Below are 21,590 nucleotides of genomic sequence, written 5' to 3' on the forward strand. Positions count from 1 at the left end.
TAAAATTTGTGAAGCAATGTGGTGGGACTAGTGCGATTCGAACGCACGACCTTCGGATTAGGAGTCCAACGCTCTATCCTGCTGAGCTATAGTCCCGTGTTTCCTACCATTTATGTAAAGTTATAGCAAAAAATCCTTCTCTTTTCTAGATTTCTTGCATAACCAATTTATGACGACAAAAAACATTTCTGTACTTCTTGAGTATAATGCTATTATATTTAATAACATGGTTTAAGTAAGATTAATGCTAGTTAACAATATTGGTTATTTCTATAACAATCAAAACGACTTTGCTTTAAGCAATATAAACATTAAAGTAAAGAAAGGAAATGTTGCATGTTTATTGGGGCATTCTGGCTGTGGCAAGTCAACAATTTTGAAATTAATTGCGGGGATAGAAAATCCAAAATCTGGAACTATTTTTATAAATGATAGGTTAGTTGCGAGCAATAAGGCATCAGTCGCTATAGAGCATAGAAATATCGGATTGATTTTTCAGCATTCTGCATTATTTCCTCACAAAACAGTAGTAGAAAATATAACCTTTGCTATCCGCAGCTCTTCCAAGAGAGAAAAGCACCTAATTGCATTGGAAATCTTGAAGTTACTCAATATAGAAAAATATGAAAATATGTACCCTAACGCCTTATCTGGAGGACAACAACAATTAGTTGCAATAGCAAGAGTGATGGCACAAAACCCTGATGTTGTGTTGTTAGATGAACCATTTTCTAATTTGGATATACTGCTCAAGTGCCGAATCAGACAACATATATTGTCCCTTTTTAGAAGTAAAAATATCCCTGTGCTAATGGTAACTCATGACCCGCAAGAAGCATTGAAAGTTGCAGATTTTATCTACGTAATGAAAAATGGTAAAATTATTCAATCAGGAGTTTCTAGCGATATATACCATAAGCCTAAAGACGATACGCTAGCAAAGTTTTTTAGTGAGCTCTCTTCTACTCTACAGTTAAGCGAAAAGTTTCCACTTATTCGCTGCAAGAAAATAATCTAGTTTGGGATTGTTATAAAATAATTAAAAAACCTTGATTTATAATTAAATAAAGGTGATATAATCTATGTGTTACTTGACTTCAGTCAAGTTTTAATATTTAAAGGTCAATATTTTAAATGGAGGTGAAAATGAGTTTAGGACCATGGCAATTGTTTCTAGTCTTAATAATAATTTTAGTTCTGTTTGGTGCAGGCAGATTACCGCAAGTTATGGGTGATTTAGGAAAAGGCATCAAAAACCTTAAACAGGAGCTTAAGGACTCAGAAAAATTATCGTCTAACGAACCAGATCGTTAGCGTCCTCATACTTCGTGACATGCACCTTAGTGCATGTCATCTGTTTAAAAACTTAGTCAGGTTAAAGAATGAAAGAGATGAAGTGTTGGTATGAAATAAATAACAAATATTGAAATACAGCAACAACTATGTTAGCTTAAGAGGAATATTTTATTAAAGGATAATTGTGCAAAAAAGTGAGAAACTAACTAAAGATAAAAAATTAGCTTCTGATATTCTAAAAGAAGTTGCAGATACCAATAACAATGATAGCGATAAAGTAACTTTGTTTGACATTAAAACAGCTTTGCATGAGCGTGGTTTTGGTATTTTAATAATCATCTTCTCCTTGCCGCTATCGGTGCCTATACCGGTTCCACCTGGTTATACAACTATTCTTTCTATACCTTTAATCTTATTCTCATTGCAGCTTTTATTTGGATTTGATTCTCCTTGGATGCCCAGTTGGCTAGAAAGAAGATCTTTTCAGCGTTCAACACTAGCTCTTGTGGTAGAGAAAACTTCCCCTGTATTAGAAAAAATAGAAAAATTCATGAAGCCAAGACTGTCTTTCATTTTCTATGGGCCTGGTGAGAAGATTCTGGCTTTTATGATGTTGCTTTGTGCAATAATAATAGCTCTTCCATTACCTTTTACTCACTTCCTTCCTGCAATTGGCACAACTCTTATTTCACTTAGCATTATGAGTAAAGACGGGTTTCTATCCATATTGGGAGTTTTAGTGTCATTGTGTGCGTTGTTGCTTACTCTTGTTGTAATAGTCAAAGGACCACAACTTATAACCGGAGCACTTTCTCTTCTTAAAAGCTTTACAACACTTTAACAAAAGAACGAATTACTAGCGCAAAATGAATAATGCATATTGAAATAAAACAATAATTGTGTTAAGAATTATTTTTATCAAAGGTTTTTCGTGTCAAAAAATGATAAGTTGACTAAAAGTGATAAATTAGCTTCTGATATTCTAAAAGAAGTTGCAGATACCAATAACAATGATAGCGATAAAGTAACTTTGTTTGACATTAAAACAGCTTTGCATGAGCGTGGTTTTGGTATTTTAATAATCATCTTCTCCTTGCCGCTATCGGTGCCTATACCGGTTCCACCTGGTTATACAACTATTCTTTCTATACCTTTAATCTTATTCTCATTGCAGCTTTTATTTGGATTTGATTCTCCTTGGATGCCAAGTTGGCTAGAAAGAAGATCTTTTCAGCGTTCAACACTAGCTCTTGTGGTGGAAAAAACTTCTCCAGCATTAAAAAAAATAGAAAAGTTCATGAGACCAAGAATGTCTTTTATTTTCTATGGGCCCGGTGAAAAAATTTTAGCTTTTATAATGCTGCTTTGTGCGTTATCAATAGCTCTTCCACTACCTCTTACTAACTTCATTCCTGCAATTGGTACGACTCTTATTTCACTTGGTATTATGAGTAAAGATGGGTTTCTATCTATATTGGGAATTTTAATATCATTGTGTGGACTATTGCTTACTCTTGTTGTAGTAGTCAAAGGGCCACAACTTATCATTGGGGCATTTTCTTTTCTCAAAAGCTTCGTATATGGTTAGGCTTTACAACACTTTAACAAAAAAAAAAGAGCTCTTGACACCGATCGACAAAGATCATGTAAAGATGTATGTTTGTGGACCAACAGTATATAATACGGCACACATAGGCAATGCACGTTCTGTTGTTGTTTACGACGTATTATTTCAACTGCTCAAGTTTTGTTATGGCAAAGTTACTTATGTGCGCAACATAACTGATATTGATGACAAGATAATCAACGTGGCAAGTGAGAAAAATAGTAGTATAGAAAGCATCAGCACATACTACACTAGGGCTTTTCATGAAGACATGAAAAGCCTAAACTGTGCAGAACCAACATACGAACCAAAAGCAACAGAAAATATAGATTGTATCATCAAATTAATTGAACATTTGCTGCTATCTGGTCATGCCTATGAATCCAATAAGCATGTATATTTTAGCGTAGAATCTTACTCTGAGTATGGTGCTTTATCAGGAAAAAAAACTGATGAATTGGTTCCAGGTAGCAGAGTTGAAGTTAATGAAAATAAAAAGCACCCTGGAGATTTTGTACTGTGGAAGCCTGCAAGTGATATTGACTACAAACTTTCAAGTTATTGGGATAGCCCATGGGGAGAGGGCAGGCCTGGATGGCATATAGAATGCTCAGCAATGTCATATGCTTATCTTGGCAAAGATTTTGATATTCATGGTGGCGGCATAGATTTACAATTTCCTCACCATGAAAATGAAATTGCACAGAGTAAGTCTGCATTTGCTGGATCAATGTTTGCAAAATACTGGATACATAACGGCTTTCTTACAGTAAATGAAGAAAAAATGAGCAAGTCCTTATTTAATATAGTCAAAGTAAGAGATTTGCTAGATAGTGGAATAAAGGGTGAAGTAATACGCTATGCACTGCTCAAAACTCACTACAGAAAACCACTTGATTGGACAGAAAACGTTATTTCTGATGCACAGGAAACCTTAAACAAATTTTATCGGTTATTACGTGGTTTAGATATAACGAATATTGATGAAAGTAACGCAGAGATTTCTAAAGATTTTATAGACGCTTTAAAAAACGACTTAAACATCCCTGAAGCTCTAGCTATATTACATGAAATGGCTGCAAAAATTAACAAAATGAGTAATGAAAGTGAAAAGCTTAAATTAACTGAGAGTTTTGTTAAAAGTGCCAGATTTATTGGTCTTCTTGAGTCAAGTTATGAAAAGTGGTTTGCTGTGGATGTAAATCATCAAGAAATAGAAAGGTTGATAGACTTAAGAAAAATTGCAAAAAAAAATAAAAATTACGATACTGCAGACAAAATAAGAAATCAGTTGAAACAAATGGGGATTACAATTTCTGACAATGAAGATGGTACAACAACCTGGTAAATCTTACTATTACCCACAAATATAAAGTTCGTGAGCAAGTCGCCATCCTTCTGCTAGATCAAAGAGACGTCTCCATCCTTTCCAAATAGTAATGGGGCCTGGTTCTAGATCATTTTTTCTAGCCAAATGTCCTCCAAGTTGAGCAATCCATGAAACAGCTTCTTTTATAGTAGGAGTTGCATTTGAACATGGTTTTCTATGTATTTTTACATATAGAACTTTCCATTCTTCTTCGGCTAATAAGGTAGTACACGGTAATGTTGGATCAATTCTTGCAATTGTTGTAATAAAGAAAATTCTCCAAGCAATAATACTCATTACTGTTAAATATCGCATCAACCTTTCTGCTGTTCCAAGCCTACATTCTTCAACTTTGAGACCAGATTTTAAAATTTTATGTAATATTTCTATTTTCCATCTAAGACAATACCACCTAACTTTTTCAACAGCTTCATCAAAGGTATTGACTGGAAGATTTGTTAAAAGCATCCACTCTAGCGGACTTGTTTCAGAAGGAAAGTCTTTTTCAACAACGTAAACTGCATAGTGTGGTAATTTAAGTAATTCTTCTGTCTTATGCCTAATACTATTCTTAGATGGATGCATAATAAACTTTCCGAATCTAACTTCCAAATGTGCTGTTCTTTTTGGCTTATTATCTTTTGCAGGAACTTCAACTTTTACCGTACCTGCACAATGAGAGGATTTAATAAATTCCCATAACTTCTGCTCACCTTTTTCAGGATATCGAGATTTTCTATTTACTGCCCTATCTTTGGAAGCTCTAACTAACACTGCCGAATTAAGATTATGTGCAAGCTCAAAAAACTCATATATATCTGCTTCTCTATCGCATATAGTTATAGTCTCAGTTTGAGTTGAATCAATAATGTTGTTTGTGTTGCTTAAAGTTTCTAACCATTTTATACTCTCTTTATCTTCAATGCGGATACTGTCATTGTTCTTTTTTTTTATGTTTTCAGATTCTTCAGGTCTTGAATAAATTTTTTGATCTAGTATCCCTAGTACCAAACCTTCTATACTAACAGCTAGAGCTGTATGCATTATAATACCTTGACTATGTTTTCTTGTAATAACTCCCAATCCACTTGTTTTTTCATGGTCTGTGTATGAAATATAACTTGTATCTTGGATCACAAAAATTTTTTTATGGGCTTTTGTTCTTTCAACTGTTTTAGCAACGTGTGAAGCTAGAATATCGCCTTCTTTCACGTTCTCATTTTGAAAAAAACGATATGCTGCTTTTGCTTCTGACCAACTTCCACACGCCTGATTGATTGAGCTTTCAGGTAAACTTGTAAAACTATCAGCAATATTTACTAATCGGTCAGTTAACCTTTTATCTCCAAGTACAGCATCTCCAAATTCATTTTCAGCCCATTCATTATTCCTGTTTGCCATTTTTTACCCTCAATGTTTGCAAACTTTAATGTTGTAATACTTTATTTTTATGTCCATTTATATTTGTGGGTAATAGTAAGCTGGTAAATTCATATGGAAAATTACTTTCTGTTATTCACAGATAGTCTAGTATCATCATTAGTCTTACCCATATATCAAGGTTTTGTGTTCAATACGATGCTTTGTTTCAGGTCGTATTACACTCCACTACTGATGTTATTTTTTGGAGTACTAGGATCAAGCCTTGGTGGAATAGTTAACTGGTATTTAGGTAGAATAACAATCTCTATACGAAAATCATACCACAAACTAGAGAACGAGCATAAAACACCAAAAATCGTAAGAAATCTACTGATTTGTGCAGTTACATTACTTTCATGGGTGCCAGCACTTGGAAGTGTGATTCAAATTTTATCAGGTTATTTCAAGTTAAACCTTTATATCCTTGCCCCTTTAATCATTCTATCTAATTTCCTCTGTTTGTTATATCTAATACTTACTTTTGGAGTATAACAGCTATAGTACTGCAGCTATTAAAGCCCACTTCTGTCATCCTATGCCCTGACAGAAGCGGAGCTATAAATTAAATGCAAAATTTCAGTAATCACAGGATGGATGCACCATGAGCTAAAAGCAATTCCACAAGGTCCCTATGATTGAAATCAGTGGCATAATGTAATGCTGTCTTTCCTTCATTATTTTTGGCGTTAACGTCTGCGTTGTGTTTTAATAATACCTTAACTACATCAATCTTTCCCTTCATAATAGCAAGGTGTAGTGGAGTATTACTATTTCTATTTCTGGCATTAACATCTGCACCCTTTTCAATAAGATATTCTGTTATTTCTAAGTTTCCATGAAAAACAGCATAGTGTAGTGGAGTTTCATAATATCCACCCTCAGCACTAGCAGCCTTCTTAAAAAAATATCCTACTATATCCAGCCCACGTAAACTAGATAGATGTAATGGAAGGAACTTGCTCTTAGCATTAATGTCAACCCCTCTACTCACGAGATACTTTGCTACATCCAGTTCTCCACTACAAACAGCCAAATGCAATAGAGTATCATTATATTTATTATTAATATCAGTTTTATCAACTAGATATTTTACTATTTCCAATTTTCTATTCCGAATAGCAAAGTATAGAGGGATGTTAGCATATTCATCTTCAGCGTTAATATCAGCTCCTTTCCTTATAAGATATTTTATTACACTCAAGTTTCCATTATCAGCAGCAAAGTGCAATGGAGTTCTACAATCTATGTTCTTAGCGTTAACGTTAGCACCTTTAAAGACCAGGCACTTTACTATGTCCAATTCTCCACTATCAGCAGCAAAGTGCAATGAAGTACTGCAAAGTCTGCTCTTGGCATTAATGTCAGCACCTATATCAATTAGGTACCTTACTGTATTCAATTCTCCACCATAAACAGCTGACATCAAAGGAGTCCAGTCAGCTTCATCTCTGGAGTTAATATCAATACCTTTACTAATTAGGTATTTTACTACATACAATTTCCCATTTTTAGCAGCAACGTGTAGTGCTGTCTTACCATAATTTTTCCTAGCATTAATAACGTTATTAAAACTACTTGAATGTTCTTTTTCTATATGTGTTAATAGAGCCTTAATTGCTTTATAGTTACCATTCTCAGCAAGTAAATGCAAAGGGGTACTTATCTCCGTATAAGAAATTTCCTGGTAGGTATAAACCGAGTCAAAATAAAAATCATCAATTAACCCACTGTGTTTACTTGCATATCCCCAAACAGATGTAACATGACTCATACTATCTTGTACTAAATTACCACTATTTACCAATTCTAGAGCCTTTCTAAGAACTTTTTCTCTTCTGCCTTTCTCTTGCAATTTTAATCTTGTTACTTCTTGTACTAACCTATGGACATTTAATACACTTTGGTTTTGTTCACCGCCCACCATGGAATATCTCACAAGTAAACGGATGGCTAGCTTTAACTGCTTTTTCTTATAATCACTTACCGAATTTAAGAATATTTCTCTAGCGATTTTATCAGGTGCAAAATAAGCCAAAACATCTAAAATCTCTGAAGCTAATGGTCCATATTGTTCATCACTTCTTACTTTATCCATCGTAACTTCCCAAGCTGTAAAAGTTGTTTTAGTATAGTTATTATCAATTCCTTGAAATATTTTAGACTTAAGCAACTTCTTAGCTTTCTTTTCATACTCTTTTAGGTAATCACTAATTTTAAACTTCTCTATTATTCTCTGATCTTCGATATATGATATTGCTTGTTGTATAGCTAAAGGAAAGCATTGCAACCTTCTTACCAAATTTTCTATCTCCCGATCTTGCGATTTATCTTTTTTTAGTATATTAAATCCTTTTTTAACAAACTCTATAGCGTCTCTTTGTTCCAATTCTCCTAGCTTTATAACGTCTATTCCCTTTTCCAGTTCCTGATCATGCGAGGTAATCAAAATATGAGGCTTGTTAAGATCAGGAGATAAAGAAAATGGCAAAAATTTACTTATCTTTTTGTACTCTTGAACGTTATCGAAAATGAACAGGCTCCTCCTTCTTGCAAAGAAAGCAAATACTTCTCTAACAATAGTTTCTATCGTTTTGTCGTTTCTGTACTTATCTTTGGGAGAAATACCTAGTCTATTATCTCTAGCTAATCTCAAGAAAGAATCTTTCATAGTTTCAAAGTTTTCAGCGTCTATCCATATAACATTGCCGTCATAATATCTTCTATATTTACAAGCATATTTTCTAGCCAACTGGCTTTTTCCCATCCCCCCAGGACCACTAATAGACGTTATGTATGAAATTACAGCACCTTTGGGATTGCGTCGTAGCGAATCATGTAGCATTCCCAATTCCTCATCTCTTCCTGTAAATAGTCTGACTGGACCTCTGACATCAAACCAAACCGCTCCTAAAATTTCCTCTCTTATTTTTTCAATTAGGGCTTTCGCCTGTTCATATGATAGAAACTCCTCTTCTTCTTTTTCCAGCAAAATCAGCACTTCTTCCTGGTAACGGCTGTAGAAGTGACTTGCATCAGTATTGCTGAATTCCTTGCCCAATTCACTCTTAATAATTTCACTAAGTTCAGTTCCGCTTGGCAAATTGACTGCAAATACTAATTTATTTAAAAAGTCTTCTATTTCTTTATCGCTGACTTCTCTACCTACCTCACGCTTTACAAAATCCTTATTTTCCTGCAAGTATGAGATAATACTATTATCAAATTTATATCTTACACCATCACCTACATCCAGAAACTCATCTTGTGTGTCTATTCTTATGACTGAAATTTCCTTTCCTTTATTCTTCCCACTCGGCATCATTCTCAGCTTTCTTACTGGATGCGATGTCGAATCCGCGGAATCAAAATCATCATTTGTAATAATGACAAAATCCTCTATTTCACCCTCAAACTCTCCACTACTTTTGATCTTTAAATAAGCAATGAGATATTTTATTAAGCCAAACGCACCATTCTTTCCCGGTGTTAATAAGTCACCTATGCTGATCTTTTTGTGCCTACTCTGCCTGTGCTTGACTTGTATGAATCTATGTACTATTTTCCCATCTTGTTCATACCGAAGAACAATATCATCAAAATCCTTAGCTGATTTTTTCTCTGTGAATAGGCGGAAAGAATACTCTCTATCTACTGCATGTTTAGGAAACAGCATTAGCCATCTCGCTTGATACATAATACCATGAAAGGTGCGCTTAACCGCCGAGCAGGATAATCTTACAGGCACCTCACTCTAATCTCTCACTCAAAATTGAATTCACCACATCAGGGCTGGCTTTTCCTTTGGTAAATTTCATAACTTCGCCGACAAAGAATCCGTATAACTTTGTTTTACCGCTTTTGTATTCTTGAACTTTATCTTGGTTGTTATTGACGATTGTGTCGATAACTCCTGATATTTGACCTCTATCGGTTATTTGTTTTAGGTCTTGCTCTTCTATAATTAAAGATGCAGGTTTGCCAGTTTCAAACATACTATCGAATACCTGCTTGCCAAGTTTAGCAGAGATTGTTCCATCAACGATAAAATCTAAGAGTTCGGACAAAGCATTTGCTTTGATTGGGGAGCTCACAATATCAATACCTGCTTTATTTAAACGACCAAAAAGCTCTACGGTTAACCAGGTAACCGCGAGCTTTGAATCATGTTTTTTTATCAATTCCTCAAAATAATCAGCAATTGCCTTATCGGAAGTAATGACGTTTGCATCGTATTCGTTGATACCCAATTCCTCAATGTATCGCAGCTTTTTTTGATCTGGCAACTCGGGTAAAGATGATTTAATAGAATCGATTTTATCCTGGCTTACCTCAACAGGTAATAAATCAGGCTCAGGGAAGTATCTATAGTCGCTTGCATCCTCTTTGCTTCTCATCACTTTTGTTTTTCCCAAAGCAACATCAAATAATAAGGTATCTTGACTTATTTCTTCTCCACTTTCTAAAATTTCAATTTGTCTTTGTATTTCATAGTCTATAGCTTGCACAATATAACGTATCGAGTTCAGATTTTTTATCTCACAACGAGTGCCAAGTGCGCTACTGCCTTTTAGGCGGACAGAAACATTTGCATCACAACGAAGTGATCCCTTTTCCATATCACCATCACACGAACCAATGTAACGCAAAATCTGCCTCAATTTTTTCATGCATTCTGCAGCTTCCGCAGATGAACGGAGATCTGGTTCTGAAACAATTTCCATTAAAGCAACCCCTGCACGATTTAAATCCACATAAGTTTTGCTTTCCTCATGAACGCTCTTTCCTGCATCTTGCTCTAAATGAATTCTCGCGATTCTTATTTCTTTTTCATTATCGTTGATAAATACTCTACCATTTTTAACTATTGGCTCAAAAAACTGGGTTATCTGGTACCCTTGCGGTAAATCAGGATAAAAATAATTTTTCCGATCAAAGTAAGAATACTTATTAATTTCTGCAGAAAGTGCAAGACCGGTGCGTATTGCTTGCTCTATGCAGTAATAATTTAGTATTGGCAGCGTACCTGGCATTGCCGCATCAACTAGAGAAACTTGAGTGTTATGCTCAGCACCAAACTCCGTTGATGAGCTAGAAAATAGCTTCGTATTAGAAGAAACTTGAGCGTGCACCTCAAGCCCAATTACTGCTTCCCAATCCTCTTTCGTCATGTATTTTATTTAAACGATAATCTTAATATTCTGCAAAATTAGCACAAAAAGTCAAAACAAAACTCATGTTAGCTAAGTGGTATGCAGATTGTTTTACCCATAGAAACGGGTTAAATGCAAAAGATTACTTGACAAGCTTCGCCAGCCCTCTTATCATAAAATTGAAGCTATTTATTTATCTTCTCTGTACAGATTAAATGACAAAAAAACTCACGTATCTGGCGTCTCATGTTTAATTTTTTGCACTATGTGCACCTTATGTCTTTATAAAACTTCTACCTACATAAGCTGAAACGCGCTTATAAAGCGTTTAAAACATAAAAAAACGCCAACTTAAAAAATGGATAGTGAATAACTAGCTACCCTAGGGTTTCTTTTGCCTTTTTTTCTGTTTAGTAAATTTCTTAACGTTTATAATTTAGATTAGTTGCGGTTTAAAAGCAACTGAATCGCGGTTATTAAGTGTTTAGAATAAAAAAACGCCATACTTGAAAGTATAATGTAAGTAATTAGCCAACCACGGGGCTTCTTTTGCCTTTTTTTTCGTTTGGTAAATTTCTTAATGTTTGTAGCTAAACGATAACCGTCATCCCGCTACTTGTTAGCGGCCGAGATACCGCGAATGAATCGCGGTATGACGTAGGATTGCTGTCATTCCAGTGCCAAGCACTGGGATGGCTTTGTTGCATAGCAACTGAAAAAATCTGGTGGCTACTGACAAAATTCATTATAAAATAGCCATTTAACCTTGAAAGAAAAAATATGCCACAAAAAATGAGGGTCAGTAACCATAGCGAATATAACAAATTTCTAGAAAAAAGAGGAAATATTTTTCATTATATCAACGAAGCCATAGAAAAGTGGTACGAGAATGGTCCAAAAATACCAGGTGGCAACAATATTTATAGCGATAAAGTTGTAATTTTGGTGCACATAATAACTTGTTTATTTAGAATAGGCCTGAGGCAAACAGTTGGGTTTATAGCAGGATACCTTGAGCAAATTGGGAAAAATTTGCAAGTTATCAGCTATTCACAATCATCAAGAAGGTTTAAGAAACTCAATATTAAGATCAATGATTGCAGAATTGATAAAAATAATATGGAAGATATCGAAATTACTATAGACAGTACAGGAATTAGTATATACAACAACACTCCTGGTCATAGCAAAGAAAATAGCGAAGATAGAAAGTATCGCAGCTATGAACAGACAAGAAAATTGCATGTAATGTTGAATACAAACAGCAAAAAAGCCATAGCTGTAAAATACAGTAACGGTGTCTACTCTGATCACTATGGAGCTTGTGATTTGCTAAAAGAAGTCGATTTTCAGTATGTCATAAAAGTACTATATGCAGATAGGGCATATGACAGAGAAAAGCTCTATAAGCTGTGTAATCAATATGGTATAAAAACGAAAATTCCTCCGAAAAACAACGCAGCAGAGCATCCAAAATTGGATTATATGCTTGATAGAAATGCCGCTATTCAGTTAATGAAATTACATGGTGAGAATGGTATAAAAAGATGGAAAGAAGAAGTAAATTACGGAAAAAGATCGTATATTGAAGGATTTTTCTCAAGGTTGAAGCGAATATTTGGGTTTAGTTTTAGGAGCAAATCTGAGATTAATCGTGAGAAGGAACTGCTACTCAAGTGTTATTTGCTTAACAAATTTACTGAAATAGGCATGGCTAAGTTTGAGATAGCTTCATGAATTTATTGTACGTTACCTACTATCCGAAGAGCGATGCAACAAAGCCCACTGGGATCCAGCCTTTATTATTTGGTTGAAATTAAGTCTTCTGGATCCCAGTGTCAGCTACTTGGATGACACCATTCTTTTTCCTGGATTCCAGTGTCTGGGCACTGGAATGACATCATAGGGGCACTGCCCTTTTGGATGGAAACCAGTGTCAGCTACTTAGATGATACCTTTTTTCTACTTAGTTTGGGTTATGCAAGAAGTCTATTGCATTCCTGAGCAATTTGATTCATTATTCTTTTTGTAAAAAATTTTCTTAACTTTCTCTCCACTTTTTTGGTAAGGTCACTTTAAAGGAAGTCTAATAGATGCTACATAGAAATCCAGATGAGTTTCTAAAGTCTATTCCAAAAGATAAGCGCATAATGTGCCTTGACATGGGAGAAAAGCAAATAGGCATAGCATTTAGCGATAAAACACAGCTCATAGCCACAGCTCATAGCATATATCACAGAAGAAATATGAGCAAAGATTTAGGTTATCTGCATAGAATATTCAAAGAAAATGAATCTGGATCAATGGTAATAGGACTACCATTAAAAATGGACGAGCAAGAAACTAAATGGTGTAAAACTATAATCCAATTCGCAAATAAAATAATAAAAAAATATAAAGTAAATATATACTTACAAGACGAAAGCTTCTCAACATCTATCGCAACTCATACACTAAAAATTACTGGAATATCAATCACAAAATCGAAAAAAATAGATGATAAAATCTCCGCATGTATTATTTTGCAACGAACGTTAGACAAGATAAATACAATCAAATAGTTTTTCCAGATCTGGAAATCTTCAAACTGAATCCCATATAAAAGTTACTCAACAAAACAAGAACCTTTCGTATAAGCATGACAAATTGCTACAGCAAGAGCGTCAGCAGCATGGTGGCATTTTATACTCAAATTTTTAACTATTTGCTTCACCATAAATATAATCTGATCCTTATCAGCATGGCCATTTCCGGTAATGCTTTTTTTTACATAGTTTGCATCATATTCATTCATAGTTAGCTTTGTTATTTTTAACGCTAAAATTACAACCCCTCTTGCATATCCTAAAGTTAGTGAAGATTTAGGATTTTTATTAACAAAAATTTTCTCCACCGCAGCTTCATTCGGAGAGTATAGGGAAATTACTTTCTTTAATTGTTCAAAAATTATATGTAGGCGTTCACCTGTACCCAATTTACCATCAGTTGATATGGTACCGCCGCCCAAAAATTCAATATTATTTTTTTCGTTCAGGCTGATAATGGCCCACCCAGTCTTGCTTATTCCTGGATCTAGACCTATTATTTTAACCACTTAATAAACGCTTAACCAATAGACAAACAAAAATAAAAATATCCAGACTACATCTACAAAGTGCCAATACCAGGAGGCAAACTCAAAGCACAAATGGTCCTGAAGTGTAAATTGGCCTTTCCGTGCTCTAAATAAACACACTGATAAAAATATTATTCCTATTATAACGTGTGCGCAGTGAAAACCGGTAATCATATAAAAATTGGATGTATAAATAAGCTTTTCTCCTGTTTCTTGTAGAGAAAAACTCGCTTCATGATACTCTATTGCTTGCACTATTATAAAAAAAACTCCAAGCAATATAGTTATGGACAGCATTTTAATCATGCTCTTTTTATCATTTTTAAGTAAAGAGTGATTTGCCCAAGTAATTGTTGTACCAGAAAGCAATAATATTAATGTATTCATGAATGGTAGTGACCACGGATCAGGTGGCAAAATTCCCTCAGGGGGCCATTCAACTTTTTTTGCAGGAGAAAACGCCTCAAATAAAAAAACTGGATCAAGCCAGGCTTTAAAGAATGAACAAAAGAACACTATAAAAAATACGACCTCCGAGAGAATAAACAAGTACATTGCAAATTTGAGTCCATGTTTTACAATGGCAGTGTGACATTTGTCATAAATGGCTTCCCTTATTACATCTCTCCACCAATAAAACAGCACCCCTGATACTGCGGAGATTCCCAAAACTAAACAAAACATTCCGACAATTTGTTTATGAAGCGCGCCAACTAATCCAAGTGCAAGAATAAGAATTGCTGCTGATACAGCAATTGGCCAAGGGCTTGGATCCACTAAATGAAAATCATGTTCTTTACTTTTCATAGCATTTTAAAAAATACTTATTAAGGATACAAATTAGCTTAAAATTGTCAATGTTCCTTAGGAAATTGATTGAATCTTGAAAAATTATATGCACCGTTCAAAAAATCTAACACAAATTGTGCAGTTATTCTAAACAACTCAAGCATTCTGCTCTTTTCGTTTTCTCTTGCTCTGCTGCAATATCCATCAACAATATTTTCCAAAATAATGCATCCAGACTTTACTGAATCACTGTAACAAAAATTAAACCAATCCCTATATCTATTATTTTTCTTGAATCTATTTTTCATGCTATCAACGACAGTCTCGTATATAAACATGCAAGAATACAAAACCGTCATAGCCTCATAGGTATTACTATGCGAGATGGATAAAAGAAAATTAGTGAAATTAAAACACTCAAGAGATTTCTTTTCGCGACTTATACCGTACATAGTAAAGTAGTAGTCATATAGCATTCTCCTAAGAAACTCCCTCAATTAGCTCTTCCTGTTGCACCAAGATATAACCAAAAACCCGTGCCTTTTTGATCAAATTTTTCACGACTCTCTCTTTGTAACGTGTTTCGTAATAGTTCATTCCTTTTTCCACATACTCTTGTCCGTATCTCAACATTTGATAGAAGATACACGCTAATTTCCTTGCTGTAGCAGTAATTGCTTTTGGGGATCCCAGTTGCTTTTTTAATCTTCTATAATATGCACCCAATGCACTCTTACTTTTTCCCACGGCATAAGCAGCCATTCGAAATGCATTCGCAGCACGATTGATAACCTCACGAGTTCTTGTCCTAAATACTTTTTCCCCTGTAATCTTATTAGCAGGACTTAGCCCCAACCATGAAGTAAAATGCTTTTCTGATTGCCATTTACTGTAGTTAATACCAACTTCCGAAATAATAGCTTGTACAGTTAGTACATCAAATCCAGGAATTTTAGTAAAATCTATACCGGTTACTCGATACAATTCTTCACGCAAGGCAAAGTTTAGCTTATCTTTTCGATACTTACTTCTTTCCTTGCTTAACTCTCTACTCTCGTCAGATTTTGCTTCAAATGTCTTATAGTGGTTTTCAATATTTTTGTCACACTCTGCTATTTTTTCCTGATAAACATTGTATAGTTCAAATTCCTGCTGTAATGCAAATAAATGTTCCTCTCTGTAGTCACCTGTTAGTGCTTTGGCAATAGCCGATTTATCACTCTTTATTCGCACATCCCTTAATTCAGCTAATTTATTAGGATTTCTTTCACCTTCGATTATAGCCTTAATAATTTGCATTCCAGTGACACCTGTTATATGGCTTATTACTTTATGTAACTGAATATTCATTTGTACTAACGCCTTTTGCATCCTATTAATGTGTGTAGTCGCACTTTCTGTAAGATTTTTACGTTGCCGAACATAACTACGCAATATGCACATTTGATCATCTGGCCTAAACGATCCTTGGATTAACCCATAACTGTGTAGTTGTTGTAGCCATTGGCAATCCTGGACGTCTGATTTTCTCCCAGGTACATTTTTTACATGCCTTGCATTTGCCAGTTTTACTTCGAATCCATACGATTCAAGTACTTGGAACAAAGGAATCCAATATACTCCTGTTGACTCCATAGCTACTGTAGTAACTTTACACTTCTTTAACCACTTTGCTATATTGTGAAGATCTTCTGTGAAGCAGCTAAACTTTTGTACACGTTGTTCATCTCTTTCTTCAGGTATACATACATAATGCACAGATGAACCGATATCTATTCCTGCTGCGTTAGGATTCATTATCTCTAATTTACTTTTTGCTTTTTTCATGGTAGCTCCTATAATTTATAATAACGAAGCGCTTCAGCTTGGGAATGGTTAAGATTATACAATCTCCTAAACGAGGTAGTCATAAAATATGGCTCCATCAATGGTTCGAACGTTCCTCCCAAAACCATGCTATAAAACGGGCACTTATGGCACCAGTGAAACATTCGGTTATAACTGCAAAAGCACCTCCTGTACAATTGTACTTAAAAACTACTAAAACTTAAATTGGAGAGTTTCTTCCTGGTTTGACAGATTTTTCTGTTCGGTGCTATTAACAGTCACTACTCTTTGGGCTACTTCAGCAAGCGAGATAATACTACTATAATCTTCCATTCTGGATGCAGTAATTAAGGTGGTACGAATATAATCACCTAAGAACAACGTCTTTTGTTGAGCATAGAACTTGAAGTTCTCTATATTTAGGGTGTTATTCGCTAACTCAACATTAAAAGGGTGCTCAATTATATCCTTTAAAAGATTTGACCCGTAACAGCTCCTAATTATGCCACTGAACACTGTAGTTACCGATAAAAGATCAAGTTAACGTAAATAATCCGCTGCTAATATTCTTTGCTAGATATATTAGAGTAATATGCCTCATCCCAAAACATTATTTCTAATTCCAGCCCTTTCTTAAAAAACTCATACATCCTCTTTTTTTCACAGTCACTAGCTTTTTTATATAGCTTATTTGTAATATCAGTAACCTCATCAATTACAGCATTTACTGTTTCGCTACTATAAATGTTGATCCACTCTTTGTATTTGTTATTTTTAACCCCTTTAGTTGTTATCTCATTTACCATATGGCGTATAACGATTTGGTATATGTTAAAGCAAGAATAAGATGCTACTAAAGCTTCATTAACAGAATTGTGATATGCGGCACTCATGAAAAAGTCAGTAAAGGCAGAACAAGCTCTTGACTTTTTGTGATCATCAGATAGATCACAATCTTCAAAATATTTTTTATACTGTTCTCGAACATAAAATGCTCCTTGTGCCAAATTGATTAAACTACTCATCATTTCAATATCATCAACTCTAGCTGCAACAATTAAAAAAGCACGAGCGCAATCTATACAATACAGAAAATCCTGCTGAAGGTAGAATTTGAATTTTTCATAATCTAATGTATTATTTATCAATTCAACATTAAAAGGGTGTTCTTTTATTTTATCAATAAGATCAGAAAACTCTTTTACAATTACGTTGTACAGTTCTCCTTCTATTTCGTTATACACTTTATAAGCCTCACAATAAAAATTGAATATAAAAATTATTACTAATGTGGTATAATTATTATGAAAAAGCGTGCTATGCTTTAACAATAAGCTAGTATATAAATATGTGGCTGTAAATCAAAAATTTTAGCAATCTAAAGAAATTTTACTATTACCTTCTATATTGAATTCTCTACAAAGATCAGCAGACAAGTTCATGCTTTCCCAAGAAAATCCACCGTCCCTTTCCGACTGTTTACCAAAATGTCCATAACAGGCTGTACGTTTATATATAGGATGATTAAGCGATAAATGCTTGATTATGCCTTTTGTTGATAAATCTATATTATTCTCGATAAACTTTTTAATTACTCTTTCCTCTACCTTATTCGCACCAAATGTATCAATATAGAATGAAGTAGGTTTTGATACACCAATTGCATAAGAAAGCTGCACAAGACAACGTTCAGCCAAACCTGCAAAGACAATATTTTTAGCAAGATATCTTGCCATATAAGCCGCAGATCTATCAACTTTGGTTGCATCTTTTCCGGAAAACGCTCCTCCACCGTGTGGAATATAACCTCCATAAGTATCAACCATAATTTTTCGTCCGGTTAATCCACAATCACTAACCGGTCCACCAATAACAAATCTACCAGTTGGATTGACTAAGAGATTTTCCTCAGAACACATCCATCCTTCAGGTAAAGATGAAACTATGTAAGGGTAAATTATTTCTTTTACTTTTGATTGATCCAAATCCTCAGGGTGCTGTATTGAGACAATAATACTTTCAGCACGTACCGGGAGGTTATTCTCATATGCCAAAGTGATTTGTGACTTTGCATCTGGACCAAGTTTTGCTTCTTTAACTGCGCTCATGATATTTTTCAGAATCGAGTGTGCATAAAAAATGGGTGCCGGCATAAGGTTTTCTGTCTCTGTTGTTGCATAGCCATACATTATGCCCTGATCTCCAGCACCTTGATCCAACCCTATTGCAATGTCATTTGATTGCTCATGCAGCAATATATTTACTTTCACTTTTCTCCAGTGGAACCCATCGTGCTTGTAACCAATATCTTTTATTGTATTCCGTACAATACTTTCAATCCTGCTATTTTTGATGTTAGGCCCAAACACTTCCCCAGCTATAATAACGTTATCTTTGGTGACTAAAGTCTCTATTGCAGCTCGCGCAAAAGGATCAGTAAAAAGGTACTCATCAAGTATTGCATCTGAAATTTGATCTGCTACTTTATCTGGATGACCAGCCGCCACTGATTCACTGGTTACTAAATTTTTATATAAACTCATGTTTTTGCTTATACAATATCAAAACCGCTATAGAAAACACAGTTAGTAACTACTAAATGGTGGGTCTGGGAAGAGTTGAACCTCCGACCTCACGCTTATCAGGCGTGCGCTCTAACCACCTGAGCTACAGACCCATGATTTATTCAAGCTGAAGCTTTCATATTATCTGTAGGCACGATATCAATAAAAGTCTTTTTATTTGCTGACCTTCTAAAGCTGACCCAGCCTTCTATTTTAGCAAAAATCGTATGATCTTTACCTATACCAACATTCTTTCCAGGATGGAATTTTGTGCCTCTTTGGCGCACAATTATGTTACCAGGAATAACCTTCCCATTCTTCTTTATTCCTAACCTACGACCCGCTGAATCTCTACCATTACAGGAACTACCACCTGATTTTTTAGTTGCCATATCTTACCTCTTACTTTTGAAGACTAATTTCATTTATACGAAGAACAGTTATATACTGCCTATGACCAGTTTTCCTACGGTAATTTTTTCTTCTTTTCTTCTTAAAGATTATAATTTTTTCCCCCCTGCACTGCTCCAACACTTCAGCTTTAACAGTAGCATTAGATGAATAAGATAAGCCATTATTTGAAATACAAATCACCTTATTGATTTCCACCTCTTTTTTTTCTTCAGCTTCTAACTTCTCTACCTTTATTATACTACCTTCTTTTACTAAATATTGCTTTCCACCAGTCTCAATTACTGCAAACATGATAAATATAAATTATTGTTATTAACTTTAATCGTAAACGATGTCATATACGCTGTCAATATAAATAAAAAGCATGACTTAACGTTCTTTTTGAGCTACTAAAATACTTCTATCTGTTTTCATCTTTTATCTACCTTCTAAGAAACTTCCCATTAGTTATTCCTGTTGAACTAAGATATAACCGAATTCCTGTGCCTTTTTGATTAAATTTTTTACAACCCTCTCTTTGTAACGTGTTTCATAATAGTCCATACCTCTTTCTACATATTCTTGTCCATACTTCAACATACTATAAAAGATACATGCTAATTTCCTTGCCGTAGCAGTAATCGCTTTTGGTGCACCTAGTCTTTTTTTTAACCTTCTACAATATGCACCTATTCCGCTATTGCTTCTTGATACACAGTGAGCAGCCATTCGAAATGCATTCGCGGCACGATTAATGACTTTACGTGTTCTTGTGCTAAACACTTTTTCCCCTGTAATTTTATTAGCAGGGCTTAGCCCCAACCACGAAGTAAAATGCTTCTCTGATCGCCATTTATTATAGTTAACACCAACTTCCGAAATGATAGTTTGTACAGTTAGTATATCCAATCCAGGAATTTTGGTAAAATCTATACCAGTTACTCGATATAATTCTTCATGCAAAGCAAAGTTTGGTTTACTTTTTCTATGCTTATTTTTCTCTTCACCTAACTTTTTACTCTCATCAGACTTTGTCTCAAATGTTTTATAATATTCTTCAATGCTCCTGTCACATTCTGCTACTTTTTCCTGATAAATATTATATAGCTCAAATTCTTGCTTTAATGTAAATAGGTGTTCTTTTCTATAGTTTCCTGCTAATGCTTTTGCAATAACAGATTTATCACTTTTTATTCGTCCATCTCTTAGTTCAGCCAATTTTTCAGGATTACTCTCACCATCTATTATTGCTTTAATAATTTGCATTCCAGTTACACCAGTTGTATCGCTTATAACTCTATGTAGTTGAATATTCATTTGTGTTAGCGCTTTTTGCATACGCAAAGTATGTGTAGAAGCATTTTCAATTAAATTTTTACGTTGCCGAACATAACTACGCAATACACACATTTGATCATCTGGCCTAAATGACCCTTGGAGTAACCCGTAACTGTGTAGTTGTTGAATCCATTGACAATCTTGCACATCTGATTTTCTCCCAGGTACATTTTTAACATGTTTTGCGTTTACCAGTTTTACTTCAAATCCGTGTGATTCAAGTACTTGAAACAAAGGAATCCAGTACACTCCTGTTGACTCCATGGCTACTGTATTAACTTTACATTTTTTCAACCATTTTGCTATGTTGTAGAGATCTTCCGTAAAGCAGCTAAATTTTTGTATACGTTGTTCATCGCTTCCTTCGGGTACACATACATAATGTACAGCCGAGCCAACATCGATTCCTGCTGCATTAGGATTCGTTATCTCTAATTTACTTTTGACCTTTGCCATTTTTAATCTCCATTATATAATAATCCATAGTTGAGAAGTGCTTAAGCTTGGGACGGTTGAGTTATACATTCTTCTAATCGAGGTAGCCCAAAAGGCTCCATCAGTGGTTTGACCGTTCCTCCAAAGCCACGCTATTCTACGGGCACTTAAGGCACCATTGCACAGTTCGGCTATAACTGCAAAAAGCTCTTCTCTACAAAATTATATATAAAATTTGCCACACACTCAGCTAGGAAGTTTCTTTTTGGTTTGACAGGTTTTATCT

Annotated in this window: 21 protein-coding genes and 2 tRNA genes; 8 read left to right on the top strand and 15 right to left on the bottom strand. The window is 34.8% G+C overall.

Annotated elements, in window-relative coordinates:
* Positions 1-19: 19 nt before the first annotated feature.
* Positions 20-96 (bottom strand) — tRNA-Arg (locus tag OOK97_RS02460).
* Between the two features lie 148 nt (positions 97-244).
* Here OOK97_RS02460 and OOK97_RS02465 point away from each other — a divergent pair.
* The 5 genes from OOK97_RS02465 to cysS all read left to right on the top strand — a co-directional run bounded on the left by OOK97_RS02465 (position 245) and on the right by cysS (position 4,250).
* Complete coding sequence (locus OOK97_RS02465; RefSeq protein ID WP_006280146.1) at positions 245-1,018, top strand: ABC transporter ATP-binding protein; 774 nt, start codon at positions 245-247, stop codon at positions 1,016-1,018.
* A 128-nt stretch (positions 1,019-1,146) separates the two neighbouring features.
* Complete coding sequence (gene tatA, locus OOK97_RS02470; protein ID WP_006013840.1) at positions 1,147-1,314, top strand: twin-arginine translocase TatA; 168 nt, start codon at positions 1,147-1,149, stop codon at positions 1,312-1,314.
* A gap of 166 nt (positions 1,315-1,480) precedes the next feature.
* Entirely contained in the window at positions 1,481-2,137 is a 657-nt protein-coding gene (locus OOK97_RS02475; protein ID WP_264705549.1) for an exopolysaccharide biosynthesis protein, read from the top strand.
* A 90-nt stretch (positions 2,138-2,227) separates the two neighbouring features.
* Positions 2,228-2,884: an exopolysaccharide biosynthesis protein gene (locus OOK97_RS02480; protein ID WP_038249253.1), complete on the top strand. Its 657-nt coding sequence runs from the start codon at positions 2,228-2,230 to the stop codon at positions 2,882-2,884.
* Positions 2,877-4,250 (top strand): cysteine--tRNA ligase, encoded by a 1,374-nt coding sequence (gene cysS / locus OOK97_RS02485; protein WP_264705550.1) that lies wholly within the window; start codon positions 2,877-2,879, stop codon positions 4,248-4,250. Before OOK97_RS02480 ends, cysS begins: the two co-directional genes overlap by 8 nt.
* A gap of 9 nt (positions 4,251-4,259) precedes the next feature.
* On the opposite strand, the gene OOK97_RS02490 is transcribed toward cysS, so the two are convergent.
* On the bottom strand, positions 4,260-5,672 hold the full coding sequence (locus OOK97_RS02490; protein WP_076612417.1) for an IS4-like element ISWosp2 family transposase: 1,413 nt from the start codon (positions 5,670-5,672) through the stop codon (positions 4,260-4,262).
* Between the two features lie 93 nt (positions 5,673-5,765).
* On the opposite strand from OOK97_RS02490, the gene OOK97_RS07265 reads away from it, so the two are divergent.
* Entirely contained in the window at positions 5,766-6,185 is a 420-nt protein-coding gene (locus tag OOK97_RS07265) for a YqaA family protein (protein ID WP_319803570.1), read from the top strand.
* Positions 6,186-6,276: 91 nt separating this feature from the next.
* Here OOK97_RS07265 and OOK97_RS02495 read toward each other — a convergent pair whose 3' ends face one another.
* Positions 6,277-9,387 (bottom strand): ankyrin repeat domain-containing protein, encoded by a 3,111-nt coding sequence (locus OOK97_RS02495; protein ID WP_264705551.1) that lies wholly within the window; start codon positions 9,385-9,387, stop codon positions 6,277-6,279.
* Between the two features lie 52 nt (positions 9,388-9,439).
* Positions 9,440-10,861 carry an Asp-tRNA(Asn)/Glu-tRNA(Gln) amidotransferase subunit GatB gene (gene gatB, locus OOK97_RS02500; RefSeq protein WP_264705552.1) on the bottom strand — a complete coding sequence of 474 codons (1,422 nt, stop codon included), beginning with the start codon at positions 10,859-10,861 and terminating at the stop codon, positions 9,440-9,442.
* Positions 10,862-11,623: 762 nt separating this feature from the next.
* Between gatB and OOK97_RS02505 the strand changes: the two genes are divergently transcribed.
* Both OOK97_RS02505 and ruvX read left to right on the top strand, forming a co-directional pair.
* Complete coding sequence (locus tag OOK97_RS02505) at positions 11,624-12,580, top strand: IS5 family transposase (protein ID WP_253303449.1); 957 nt, start codon at positions 11,624-11,626, stop codon at positions 12,578-12,580.
* Positions 12,581-12,936: 356 nt separating this feature from the next.
* Positions 12,937-13,404, top strand: a complete 468-nt coding sequence (gene ruvX / locus OOK97_RS02510) for a Holliday junction resolvase RuvX (protein ID WP_264339254.1) — start codon at positions 12,937-12,939, stop codon at positions 13,402-13,404.
* A gap of 44 nt (positions 13,405-13,448) precedes the next feature.
* On the opposite strand, the gene ruvC is transcribed toward ruvX, so the two are convergent.
* The 11 genes from ruvC to OOK97_RS02565 form a co-directional block, all read right to left on the bottom strand.
* Positions 13,449-13,937 carry a crossover junction endodeoxyribonuclease RuvC gene (gene ruvC / locus OOK97_RS02515; protein WP_038199503.1) on the bottom strand — a complete coding sequence of 163 codons (489 nt, stop codon included), beginning with the start codon at positions 13,935-13,937 and terminating at the stop codon, positions 13,449-13,451.
* Positions 13,938-14,765, bottom strand: a complete 828-nt coding sequence (locus tag OOK97_RS02520; protein WP_006279354.1) for a cytochrome c oxidase subunit 3 — start codon at positions 14,763-14,765, stop codon at positions 13,938-13,940.
* A 47-nt stretch (positions 14,766-14,812) separates the two neighbouring features.
* On the bottom strand, positions 14,813-15,223 hold the full coding sequence (locus OOK97_RS02525) for a TenA family protein (protein ID WP_319803571.1): 411 nt from the start codon (positions 15,221-15,223) through the stop codon (positions 14,813-14,815).
* Between the two features lie 4 nt (positions 15,224-15,227).
* Positions 15,228-16,574 (bottom strand): IS110 family RNA-guided transposase, encoded by a 1,347-nt coding sequence (locus tag OOK97_RS02530; RefSeq protein ID WP_264705004.1) that lies wholly within the window; start codon positions 16,572-16,574, stop codon positions 15,228-15,230.
* A gap of 213 nt (positions 16,575-16,787) precedes the next feature.
* Positions 16,788-17,090, bottom strand: coding sequence for a thiaminase II/PqqC family protein (locus OOK97_RS02535; RefSeq protein WP_264705553.1), 303 nt, complete (start codon positions 17,088-17,090; stop codon positions 16,788-16,790).
* Positions 17,091-17,134: 44 nt separating this feature from the next.
* Entirely contained in the window at positions 17,135-17,818 is a 684-nt protein-coding gene (locus tag OOK97_RS02540; RefSeq protein WP_038249063.1) for a TenA family protein, read from the bottom strand.
* Between the two features lie 126 nt (positions 17,819-17,944).
* The gene (gene metK, locus OOK97_RS02545; protein WP_264705554.1) at positions 17,945-19,117 is read right to left on the bottom strand and encodes a methionine adenosyltransferase; all 1,173 of its coding nucleotides are present in this window, start codon (positions 19,115-19,117) and stop codon (positions 17,945-17,947) included.
* A gap of 57 nt (positions 19,118-19,174) precedes the next feature.
* Positions 19,175-19,251 (bottom strand) — tRNA-Ile (locus OOK97_RS02550).
* Positions 19,252-19,260: 9 nt separating this feature from the next.
* Positions 19,261-19,530 carry a 50S ribosomal protein L27 gene (rpmA, locus tag OOK97_RS02555; protein WP_006279564.1) on the bottom strand — a complete coding sequence of 90 codons (270 nt, stop codon included), beginning with the start codon at positions 19,528-19,530 and terminating at the stop codon, positions 19,261-19,263.
* 10 nt (positions 19,531-19,540) lie between these two features.
* On the bottom strand, positions 19,541-19,843 hold the full coding sequence (gene rplU, locus OOK97_RS02560) for a 50S ribosomal protein L21 (RefSeq protein WP_006279565.1): 303 nt from the start codon (positions 19,841-19,843) through the stop codon (positions 19,541-19,543).
* 156 nt (positions 19,844-19,999) lie between these two features.
* Positions 20,000-21,325, bottom strand: a complete 1,326-nt coding sequence (locus OOK97_RS02565; protein WP_172758466.1) for an IS110 family RNA-guided transposase — start codon at positions 21,323-21,325, stop codon at positions 20,000-20,002.
* Positions 21,326-21,590: the final 265 nt, after the last annotated feature.

Source organism: Wolbachia endosymbiont (group A) of Gymnosoma rotundatum, assembly GCF_947250765.1.
In the GTDB taxonomy this organism is placed as follows: domain Bacteria; phylum Pseudomonadota; class Alphaproteobacteria; order Rickettsiales; family Anaplasmataceae; genus Wolbachia; species Wolbachia pipientis.

What these genes read in the sequence shown, in the direction of transcription:
- OOK97_RS02565 (WP_172758466.1), bottom strand. Translation starts at nt 21,325, where the DNA reads ATGGCAAAGGTCAAAAGTAAATTAGAGATAACGAATCCTAATGCAGCA.
- OOK97_RS02505 (WP_253303449.1), top strand. Translation starts at nt 11,624, where the DNA reads ATGCCACAAAAAATGAGGGTCAGTAACCATAGCGAATATAACAAATTT.
- tatA (WP_006013840.1), top strand. Translation starts at nt 1,147, where the DNA reads ATGAGTTTAGGACCATGGCAATTGTTTCTAGTCTTAATAATAATTTTA.
- OOK97_RS02520 (WP_006279354.1), bottom strand. Translation starts at nt 14,765, where the DNA reads ATGAAAAGTAAAGAACATGATTTTCATTTAGTGGATCCAAGCCCTTGG.
- cysS (WP_264705550.1), top strand. Translation starts at nt 2,877, where the DNA reads ATGGTTAGGCTTTACAACACTTTAACAAAAAAAAAAGAGCTCTTGACA.
- OOK97_RS02465 (WP_006280146.1), top strand. Translation starts at nt 245, where the DNA reads ATGCTAGTTAACAATATTGGTTATTTCTATAACAATCAAAACGACTTT.
- OOK97_RS02530 (WP_264705004.1), bottom strand. Translation starts at nt 16,574, where the DNA reads ATGAAAAAAGCAAAAAGTAAATTAGAGATAATGAATCCTAACGCAGCA.
- rpmA (WP_006279564.1), bottom strand. Translation starts at nt 19,530, where the DNA reads ATGGCAACTAAAAAATCAGGTGGTAGTTCCTGTAATGGTAGAGATTCA.
- gatB (WP_264705552.1), bottom strand. Translation starts at nt 10,861, where the DNA reads ATGACGAAAGAGGATTGGGAAGCAGTAATTGGGCTTGAGGTGCACGCT.
- OOK97_RS02525 (WP_319803571.1), bottom strand. Translation starts at nt 15,223, where the DNA reads ATGCTATATGACTACTACTTTACTATGTACGGTATAAGTCGCGAAAAG.
- ruvX (WP_264339254.1), top strand. Translation starts at nt 12,937, where the DNA reads ATGCTACATAGAAATCCAGATGAGTTTCTAAAGTCTATTCCAAAAGAT.
- OOK97_RS07265 (WP_319803570.1), top strand. Translation starts at nt 5,766, where the DNA reads ATGGAAAATTACTTTCTGTTATTCACAGATAGTCTAGTATCATCATTA.
- OOK97_RS02490 (WP_076612417.1), bottom strand. Translation starts at nt 5,672, where the DNA reads ATGGCAAACAGGAATAATGAATGGGCTGAAAATGAATTTGGAGATGCT.
- rplU (WP_006279565.1), bottom strand. Translation starts at nt 19,843, where the DNA reads ATGTTTGCAGTAATTGAGACTGGTGGAAAGCAATATTTAGTAAAAGAA.
- metK (WP_264705554.1), bottom strand. Translation starts at nt 19,117, where the DNA reads ATGAGTTTATATAAAAATTTAGTAACCAGTGAATCAGTGGCGGCTGGT.
- OOK97_RS02495 (WP_264705551.1), bottom strand. Translation starts at nt 9,387, where the DNA reads ATGTATCAAGCGAGATGGCTAATGCTGTTTCCTAAACATGCAGTAGAT.